Origin of the sequence: Methylophaga sp. UBA5088, assembly GCF_002414625.1 — a bacterium.
Taxonomy (GTDB): Bacteria; Pseudomonadota; Gammaproteobacteria; order Nitrosococcales; family Methylophagaceae; genus Methylophaga; species Methylophaga marina.
Window position 1 is genome coordinate 1 of sequence record NZ_DIAC01000028.1, and the last position, 7,417, is coordinate 7,417.

Genomic DNA, 7,417 nt, shown 5'->3' on the forward strand with positions numbered 1-7,417 from the left:
ATACGCGGCATCTAAAGCCGCCGCATACTCTCTAACTCAAGCCATCAGGCACGAGCTGGGTCAGCAAGGAACGGTTGTTTTGAGTGTTCATCCGGGACCTGTCGATACGGATATGGCGAAATCGATAGGGGTGAGTGACGCAGACCCCCCCAGTGTTGTCGCACAGGCGATTATTAAGGCATTAGAGCTGGGCGAGCCCCATGTATTTCCTGATAGCCGAGCCCAACAGATTGGTCGTGAATATAAACATTTTGCCAAACAGGTTGTGGAGTAGAACAGCAGGCAAAAAAAAGCCCCGAATAACGGGGCTTTTTTTCTTTTCTGTAAACAAATGTCTTACAGAGCAGTAATGTTTTCTGCTTGAGGGCCTTTAGCACCTTGAGTTACTGTGAACTCAACACGTTGACCTTCATTCAGGGTTCTGAAACCGTCACCTTTGATTTGGCTGAAGTGAGCAAAAACGTCTGGGCCAGACTCTTGTTCAATAAAACCAAAACCTTTAGCTTCGTTAAACCATTTAACAGTACCAGTAGTTGTAGACATAAATAATCCTAATTTCTTAATAAATAATTGAAGTCCCAAATTGAGACTTTTTGGTATAGCTGGAAGTGTGCAGAGTACTTATTAACAAACAGGACGAGCTACTGATGGTAATGCTTCGAAATGAAAAATAAATATTCAGATCAACTTTCAAGCTATGTTCAATGTATAGACAATACAGAGCCGTGTCAAAAATATTTTTGCCTGTCAAGATAAGAAGCCTCAACAACTGATCTCGACCTATCTCAGAAAACACGAATCCCTGCTGGTCACTGATAGTTTATGCCGTTTTATTGTGACAAAATGATGAAATGATCGATGTCATTTTTGCAGAAGGATTTTTCTGTAAAAAAAAGTGCTCTTAGTTTGGGTAGCTAGCTTCATCATCAACTCATCGTCATACTGAGTAAAACGGCTATTTGTAGATATGACTTATCTCTTTATTGGGTGGTAACTCAAAAGTAATGGAAACGTTTTTTTCCAGGCACATCAAAAAGCATCCACCATCAGCATGGCTGGCACTATCACTATGGCTGTTGATCAGTACATGGCTGTGTTATCTGTTATTCACTACTGTTCATAACAAGGTGAATCAGCGGTTTAATTATGAAGCTAGTTACGTTGCTCAGGCCATATCAGAACGGATGCGTGATTATGAGTTGGCACTTCGCAGTGGCAAAGGATTATTTGATGCCAGTACTCAAGTGACCCGCACAGATTGGCGTCATTTTGTCGATACGATTCAATTGCAGAGAGACTTTCCTGGCATACAGGCGATTGGTTACGCCGAGATGATTCCTTCTCAATCCCTTACTCAACATATCCAATCCATCCGGGAAGAAGGGTTTCCTGATTACACTCTCGAGCCCACAGGTAAACGCGAACAGTATAGTTCGATTGTGTTCATAGAACCTTTTGATTGGCGTAACCAACGTGCTTTTGGGTTTGATATGTTTTCAGAGCCTGTTCGAAGGCAGGCGATGATTTTAGCCAGAGATACTAAACAAGCAGTAGCGACTGGCCCGGTTATCCTTGAACAGGAGACAAATGAAGAAAAGCAGCATGGGTTCTTAATGTATGTGCCTGTGTATCAACATAATAAGGCCACCGGTTCTGTTGTTGAACGTAGAGATGCAATCCAGGGCTTTGTTTATGCCGCGTTCAGGATGAAGGATTTCATGCAGGGTATTTTAGGCCGAGGACAACAAACGTTAAATTTTGAGATTTATGATTTCAGTGATGACGCATACACGTTGTTATACAAAAATGCTGACACTGAACACGCTTTTTATCATGTAAAAGAAAATGAAAAAGCGTTCTCACACATGTTTGAGCTGAATGTTGGAGAGAGAAACTGGCGCTTGTTCGTTTATAGTCATGATGAGCTCATGACCTTATCAGAACGCTATCAACCTATATTGATAGCGATCATCTGTACGCTTGTTGGTGTAGCTATATTTAGTTTCATTTCATTTTTGGCAAGGCAAGGGGCTGGGGCGACAAAACAAGCCTCAGAAGCTCATGCCAGCCGTAACCTATCAGAACAGCGGCTACTCATGGCCACACGTATCGCCAAGATAGGCGTCATGGAGTGGGACCTTTATTCAGACAAAGTTTATATGGATCAGCAGCTACTCTCCATTTATAAAATCAAAAACAACACATTTGATGGCTCATACAAGCAATGGTTGCTAATGGTTCATGAATTGGATCGTGACCGCATATCTATGGACTTGGAACAAGCATCCCAATTTGAGGAGCGTTTTGAGCTGACATTTCGCATTTTTACTCAGCATGGCATACGTTATCTGCACGGCAGTTTTTATGTGGAGCGTGACGCGATTGATAATCCATCAAAAATCATTGGTTTTATAGTCGATAAGACCGTTGGACAAGAGGCACATACACAGTTACGTCAAGAAGCCGAACGATTGGAAACAGTGCTATCGAGTGCGAAATTGGGGAGCTGGCAGTGGAATATCGAAACGGGAGAGGCCGTCTATAACCAGAATTGGGCAGAAATGATAGGCTATGATTTAACTGAGCTATTGCCGATGACAATGGACACCTGGAAGGAGCATTGTCATCCTGATGATGTACTCAACGTCGAAAAACAATTAGAAAGGCATTTGAAAGGTGAGACAGACTTTTTTGAATGTACGATAAGGATGTTGCATCGAAACGGAAAAGTAGTACATGTGCTGACTAAAGGTCGGAGCATCACCCACACCCAAGCAGGGCAGCCATTGCTGATGTTTGGCATACATCAGCAAATTTCCTGACCTGTCCGATAACATGATTTTAGTTCATTACAAGCTATATCTAACCTGCTTAAGCCCAACTTTGTCATAGTGAACCTATTGAATAAAAAGGTCATTTCTCTTCTTAGCCTGGTTTTGTTGATGACGGCATGTGATAAGTTCAACGAGCCAGATTCTATGATGGATGAATACTTAGTCCGTCTGGCCAGAGTGTTAGATCAACCTGTCTCAACTTCTAAGTTACCTGCCTTAACAAAACTGCCTGATAAAAAGCAACGAATGCTCGACGTGCCCCAGATAGACGTGAATATGCTGGAGTTTTTATCTTTATATGGTTGTGAATTACAGGTTGTGGTTGCTGAGCGAAATTCTATTTTGGGGCGTGTCATGCTACCCATAAATCGACTTCGCTATGAAATGAAGTTTATTCATTCGGCCAAGCTTTGTTTAAATACACTTGATGATGAGCAAACTCGAGATATTCTCAAACAGGCCATAGCACAGAAAAGTGTAACGCTTCCTCTGGTTTTTTGGAACGCAGTTTGGTCGACAGAAGAAATAACGGAATTGATGACATATTCAAAAGGATATTTACCGACTGACACTAGCTCAAACCACTCAACGACAACAGGGTTACAAAAACTTCTGAAGATAAAACAACAGATAGATAATCAGCATCTCGATACAGATTTACAACAATTAGGCAAAATACAGCAACAATGGCTATACAGCCATCATGCTGGCAAATTGTTAAAAAGTGCTCAGTTGTTAACAGCGAGATTAAATGATGCAACTCAGATCATAGAAGCAAGACTTGCCGGGAAAGCGCTGTGCTATCAACAGCGCGTGACACCTCAAGCTGAAATCGTGCGTCATTTTTTCTTCAATATTTATATCGGGAAAGTACAACCTTATATGGCGGCAGTCACTCAGCAGAGCGATGAGATTTTTCCGCTATTGAACAGACTTGCACAGGTAAAAGGGCACAACACAGTATCGGATGAGTTCAATGCTTACCGACAAAAAAATTTACATACTGATTCAGCTACCGGCATCTGGCAGCAGTTACATCAAGCCGTAGAGCGTCACACTCAGTCTTGGCAACGTTTGTTAGAGCAATGTGGAATGCGACCTGGGGTTGAGTCAAAGTGACGTTGCCATCACAGTATTTTTTCCTGAATGTTTAGCGGCGTAGAGTAGTTTATCCGCTTGATTCAATGCCACCAGAATATTTGTTTCTTTATCATCAACTTGATGAACACCAATACTGACAGTGATCTTTATGGACTGGCCTTGGGTGAAATAAAAAATCTCTGACACTTTTTTGCGAATGCGTTCTGCTAGATGAGTCGCCTGTTTTAAGCCCGTTTCAGGAAGCAATATGGCAAATTCTTCTCCACCAATACGACCAAAAATGTCATAGGGGCGTTTCGTTGCCTGAATGCAATGGCTGAATAGTTTGAGTACCTCATCGCCCACTTCATGACCGAAAGCATCATTGATGTCTTTAAAATCATCAATGTCCATCATAAGCAGACAAACAATGTGACCGCTTCTGTGACTGCGTTTCAGTTCTTTATTACTCTCATTGATGAAGGCGCGACGATTCCAGCTCTCTGTTAAATCGTCAGTATAGGCGAGATATTGAAGGTTATTTGATTGGGCTTGTAATTGTTGATTTTGCCAAACCAGTTCAAGGTGGGACTCAACAATTTTTTTGATTTGTAATATGACTTGCTTTTGCTTTGTTGTATAGGCTTCAGCATCTGTTTTCATTACGCAGATGATTCCGAATTTGGCACCATCAGGCCAGTGTAGTGGGAAACCCAGATAGTTGATGAGACCGTACTGAAGTTCATTCGATTTGGCCCATTCTTTACTTTGGCTGGCATCCAGCACGCTAAGTTGCTGATTTGTTTCAATGACTTTTTTATGAAATAGACTCGAGCCCGAAGGTAGATTTTGCTTTAGTCTGAATGGGTTACGTTTACTTTGATTTCTCGCATAGACATTAACTTGCTGGTTATCAGCTTGGAGGATCAGTGCAACAGGCACCTGCATAAATTCTGCAAGAATGTCGAGAATGGCTTGCCAGTCTTCTGTTAAGTCCTTTTCAAGCCTAGTGTGCAGCGCTAGTTTATCTGTCACGGTAAGTCCCTGAGTTGATATATAAATACTACAACAGTCTTTAGCCTTTCGGAAATAAAATCATGACTTAGCTTGAATATTTTTAAATATAAATGACAATCAATATCGTTTACAGTTTAGTTGTGTAAGAGTAATATGCCGTCATTATTTATGAGGATGGGGCATGAAACTTAAATTAATTTGTACATCAATGTTAATGGCGATCGGAAGTATGAACGCTGCTTACTCAGCAGACTCAACAGAAAATTCCGATATTCCGATTGAACTGGATACACTCTCAGTGACAGCAAGTGCAGATGCCAGTGCCGAAGGGCTTGCACCAGCTTTTGCTGGAGGCCAGGTGGCTGAAGGAGGACGAGCCGGCATTTTGGGTACAAAAGATAACTTAGATACCCCATTCAGTATTACCAGTTACACCAATGAATTTATACAGGACAGGCAAGCGCAGAGTGTTGGGGATGTATTACGAAATGATCCGACGGTCAGAGTTGCAAGAGGGTTCGGAAACTTTCAGGAATCTTATTTCATACGCGGATTCATTTTAAACTCCGATGATGTGGCATATAACGGTTTATATTCATTATTACCACGTCAGTATATTGCTACAGAGCTATTTGAGCGCGTAGAAGTTCTTCGTGGCGCAACAGCTTTCCTAACTGGCGCTAATCCAAACGGAGGTGGCATAGGGGGAGCGATTAACCTTTTGCCTAAACGAGCTCCAAACTATGACTTAAATCGAATCACGCTGGGCGCATCAGTAAATGATGAGCGTAATGGAGCAGCTGATATTGCTCGTCGTTTTGGTGAAAATGATGAGTTTGGGATCAGGGTCAATGCTGCACATCATAATGGCGGTACATCTATTGATGACGAACAAGCTGAACTGAACTTATTTAATATCGGTTTGGATTACCAAGGTGAGCGATTAAGACTCTCTGCTGATATGGGGTATCAAAATCATCAGTTGGCACAAACAAGAACAAATTTACGTTTGATGAACGCAGTTAGTAACGTTCCATCGACGCCCAATGCAAGTGAGAATTGGGCTCAACCATGGTCTTACTCAAATGAAAAAGATTACTTTGGTACATTCAGAGGTGAATATGATTTTACTGAAAATATAACTGCTTGGGCTGCTTATGGGATGAGACATGGGGAAGAAGAAAATTCTCTCAGTAATCTAAATATTACAAACGGTATTACCGGAAATGGCACATTGAGCAGATTTGATAATGGCCGCATAGATCGTATTCAAACGGGTGAAGTCGGTATTAAAGGCAAGCTCAATACTCGGGGTATCAAACATGAATTGGTTGCAGCCTATTCATACTTCGAGTCAGAGAAAAAGAATGCTTACCGGTTTGTGTCTATTCCTGGTGGCAGCAATTTATACAATCCAACATTCTATTCTAAGCCTGCGTTAGCTGATTTATATAGTCCGAGATTAGGTAGTCGAGTGAGGCTGAACAGCTTTGCACTTGGGGACACATTATCTTTTATGGATGATAGGTTACTGCTCACTCTAGGTGCCCGTCATCAAACCTTAAAAACAGAAGATTATGATTATAACGGTCAGACGGGACTGATTGGAAAGTATGATGATAGTGAAGTTACACCTGCAATAGGTGCTGTATATAAACTAACTGATGAATTCTCTATATATGCTAACTATATTGAAAGCTTGACTAAAGGGGATACGGCTGATATCAAAACTAACAATGGAGCTGGCGTTACGGTTGACGTGGTTAATGGAGGAGAATCTTTTGCCCCTTACGTTTCAGAGCAAAAAGAAATTGGCCTGAAATATGAAACAAGTAGCTTTGGGGCTGGGCTGGCATATTTCACAACATCAAAACCACGTTCTTTTATGGATAGAAGCGATCCAAATAGACCCGTTTTCAGACAATCAGGCGAAGATGAGCATCAAGGGGTGGAGCTGACACTCTATGGAAAAGCGACAGATGATTTGAAGTTACTCGGTGGTCTGACATGGCTTGATGCAAAACAAAAAGATACCGGAAATAGTGATATTGATGGTAACAGAGTAATTGGTGTTGCAAATTGGCAAGCGACTGTTGGAGCAGAGTGGAATGTTCCGACATTAGATGGTTTGGCATTTGATGGCCGTGTTAACTATACGGGCTCTCGTTATGCAGATGATGCTAATACGCTTAAAGTTGATGGCTGGACAACAATCGATATTGGGGCGAAATATCTAATTCAACTGGATAATCAAGATCTGACTCTGAGAGCACGTGTTGATAATCTATTTGATAGAGACTATTGGGCTTCAGTTGGCGGCTATCCAGGTAATGGATATCTTGTACTCGGCGCACCAAGAACCGTTTCAATCAGTGCCACAGTTGATTTTTATTAATTGAATCTAACCTGAGCGCCTGCAGAACAACAGGCGCTCAGGTTAATCTCGCTTCCCTGATCTTCGTCAATTTATTCGTTATTCCTCTTTA

Annotated in this window: 6 protein-coding genes; 4 read left to right on the forward strand and 2 right to left on the reverse strand. The window is 41.7% G+C overall.

Features of this window, described 5'->3' with window-relative positions:
* Nucleotides 1-274: SDR family NAD(P)-dependent oxidoreductase (locus B4K20_RS03510; RefSeq protein ID WP_289281900.1), on the forward strand; the 274-nt coding region annotated here is incomplete at its 5' end.
* Between the two features lie 62 nt (nt 275-336).
* Here the strand turns inward: B4K20_RS03510 and B4K20_RS03515 are convergent.
* Entirely contained in the window at nt 337-543 is a 207-nt protein-coding gene (locus tag B4K20_RS03515; RefSeq protein ID WP_007145321.1) for a cold-shock protein, read from the reverse strand.
* 461 nt (nt 544-1,004) lie between these two features.
* On the opposite strand from B4K20_RS03515, the gene B4K20_RS03520 reads away from it, so the two are divergent.
* Together B4K20_RS03520 and B4K20_RS03525 are read left to right on the forward strand one after the other, a co-directional pair.
* Entirely contained in the window at nt 1,005-2,822 is a 1,818-nt protein-coding gene (locus B4K20_RS03520) for a CHASE domain-containing protein (RefSeq protein WP_289281901.1), read from the forward strand.
* 78 nt (nt 2,823-2,900) lie between these two features.
* Nucleotides 2,901-3,953, forward strand: coding sequence for a DUF3080 domain-containing protein (locus B4K20_RS03525; protein WP_289281902.1), 1,053 nt, complete (start codon nt 2,901-2,903; stop codon nt 3,951-3,953).
* Here B4K20_RS03525 and B4K20_RS03530 read toward each other — a convergent pair.
* Nucleotides 3,945-4,949: a sensor domain-containing diguanylate cyclase gene (locus B4K20_RS03530; RefSeq protein WP_289281903.1), complete on the reverse strand. Its 1,005-nt coding sequence runs from the start codon at nt 4,947-4,949 to the stop codon at nt 3,945-3,947. The two genes, B4K20_RS03525 and B4K20_RS03530, sit on opposite strands and share 9 nt — an antisense overlap.
* 163 nt (nt 4,950-5,112) lie before the next feature.
* Between B4K20_RS03530 and B4K20_RS03535 the strand changes: the two genes are divergently transcribed.
* Nucleotides 5,113-7,326, forward strand: coding sequence for a TonB-dependent receptor (locus B4K20_RS03535; protein WP_289281904.1), 2,214 nt, complete (start codon nt 5,113-5,115; stop codon nt 7,324-7,326).
* Nucleotides 7,327-7,417 lie beyond the last annotated feature (91 nt).

What these genes read in the sequence shown, in the direction of transcription:
- B4K20_RS03520 (WP_289281901.1), top strand. Translation starts at nt 1,005, where the DNA reads ATGGAAACGTTTTTTTCCAGGCACATCAAAAAGCATCCACCATCAGCA.
- B4K20_RS03535 (WP_289281904.1), top strand. Translation starts at nt 5,113, where the DNA reads ATGAAACTTAAATTAATTTGTACATCAATGTTAATGGCGATCGGAAGT.
- B4K20_RS03515 (WP_007145321.1), bottom strand. Translation starts at nt 543, where the DNA reads ATGTCTACAACTACTGGTACTGTTAAATGGTTTAACGAAGCTAAAGGT.